The 1,924-nt window shown below is 70.0% G+C and carries 2 protein-coding genes; both read left to right on the top strand.

The window, feature by feature from the left end; genetic code table 11:
• The first annotated feature begins 133 nt into the window (after positions 1–133).
• Complete coding sequence (locus tag D471_RS0118760; RefSeq protein ID WP_017600035.1) at positions 134–559, top strand: cytochrome c oxidase subunit 4; 426 nt, start codon at positions 134–136, stop codon at positions 557–559.
• A gap of 177 nt (positions 560–736) precedes the next feature.
• A partial coding sequence (locus D471_RS0118755) for a L,D-transpeptidase (protein WP_040690283.1) occupies positions 737–1,924 on the top strand: 1,188 nt, incomplete at its 3' end.

Genomic DNA, 1,924 nt, shown 5'->3' with positions numbered 1-1,924 from the left:
CCGCCGCGGCACAACTTCACGTCGCTGCCGCGGATCCGCTCCGAGCGTCCCGCGTTCGACCTGAACCACCCGCACGCCGCGGCCCCGGGCGCCGTCCCGGTGGGCGTCACGAAGGAGTAGGGGCGAGCTCACGATGAAGATGCAGGCCTATCTGTTCATGGGCGTATCGACCTTCTTCGGTCTGGCCGCCCTGCTGTACATGTACTGGTCCTACCAGGACACGGGCTCGATCGAGTGGACCGGTTCGACCGCCCTGGTGGTCTCGATCGGCTTCGGCTGGATGATCGGCTTCTGGCTCTGGCAGGCGGCCCGTCGCAGCGAGCACTTCCACGGCCTTCCCGCGGAGGAGCGGCTGGACGGCGACATCGCCGAGAACGCCGGAGAGTTCGGGTTCTTCAGCCCGCACAGCTGGTGGCCGCTGTTCGTCGCGCTGGCCATCGCCTTCATGGCGGTGGGCGTGGCGATCGGCTGGTGGATGGTGTTCATCGGCGCTCTGGCCGTCACCCTCACCGCCATCGGCTGGGTCTTCGAGTACTACCGCAAGGAGTTCCAGCACTGATGTCCTGACCCGCCCAGATGATCACCTTCTGTACTTGGATCATCTCTCAGGGTAGGATATAGAGGTCGCCGCCCCGGTGGCCGGAGGGTTCCGTGTCAGCGGAACCCGTCCGGCCACCGGGGTTCGCCTTGTGCGGCGGTACCGCGGCGACCCCTTCGTAAGGCGGGAGGTCCTGGCGTGAGCGGTCGAGTTTCCCGGTCAGCGGTGGCTGGAACGGCGGTGGCCGTCCTCGTGGCGACGGCCTGCACCACCGGAGGAGGGGAGAGCGCGGAACCCGGTGGCGGTCCGCGCATCACCGTGACCCCGGCCCCGGGGCGGGCCTCCGTGCCGCCGAACACCCCCGTGCGCGTCTCGGTCGAGGACGGGACCATCACCGACGTGCGGATCGAGCAGGCCGCCCACGAGGAACCGGCGGAGCCCGGGACCGCGCGGCCGGTGGTCGCGGGCGGCGGTGGGGAGACGGACGCGGCGGCCGAGGGGGACCTGAGCGAGGACCGGACCTCCTGGGTGAGCGACTGGAACCTGAGACCCGGCGCTTCCGTGCGCGTGTACGCCACGGCGGAGGACGGGACGGGCCGAGAGACCGAGGTGGTCTCCCAGTTCGCCACCGCGGGCGTGGACGGGGAGCACCGGCTCGAACTGGCCGCGAACCTTCCCCGGACGGGCGACGTCGTGGGCGTGGGCATGCCCGTGGTCGTCACCTTCGACCAGCCGGTCGAGTACAAGCGGCAGGTGGAGAACTCCATGGAGGTCACCTCGGAGGAGGCGACCGAGGGCGCATGGAACTGGCTCGACGACGAGACCGCCGTCTTCCGGCCCCGAGAGTACTGGGAGCCCTACCAGCGCGTCAGCGTCGACCTGCGCCTGGCGGGCGTGGAGGCCGCGGAGGGTGTGTACGGGACGCGCGACCGGCGCATCGAGTTCGAGGTGGGCCGTGAGCTGGTCGCCACCATGCACGTGCCCGACCACCGCATGCGGGTGGCGGTGGACGGTGAGGCCGTGCGCACCATCCCGGTGAGCAACGGCAAGGGCCTGCGCCGCTTCAACACCACCACGTCCGGGATCCACGTGACCATGGAGAAGTACGCGACGCTGGTGATGGACTCGGCCACGGTCGGCATTCCCAAGGGCTCACCCGGCTACTACCGCCTCGACGTCGACTGGGCGGTGCGCACGTCCAACAGCGGTGAGTTCACCCACGCAGCCCCGTGGAACCTCGGCAACCTGGGCCGCGCCAACGCCTCCAACGGCTGCACGAACATGTCGGTGGCCGACGCCCGGTGGTTCTACGAGCGGTCCCTCATGGGGGATCTGCTGGTGACCACGGGCACCTCCCGCGAACTGGAGTGGGACAACGGCTGGGGC

The sequence above is a fragment of the Nocardiopsis lucentensis DSM 44048 genome, assembly GCF_000341125.1.
Lineage (GTDB): Bacteria > Actinomycetota > Actinomycetes > Streptosporangiales > Streptosporangiaceae > Nocardiopsis > Nocardiopsis lucentensis.
The sequence above is the reverse complement of the archived record's forward strand: the minus strand, read 5'-3'. Positions and strand labels throughout refer to the sequence as shown.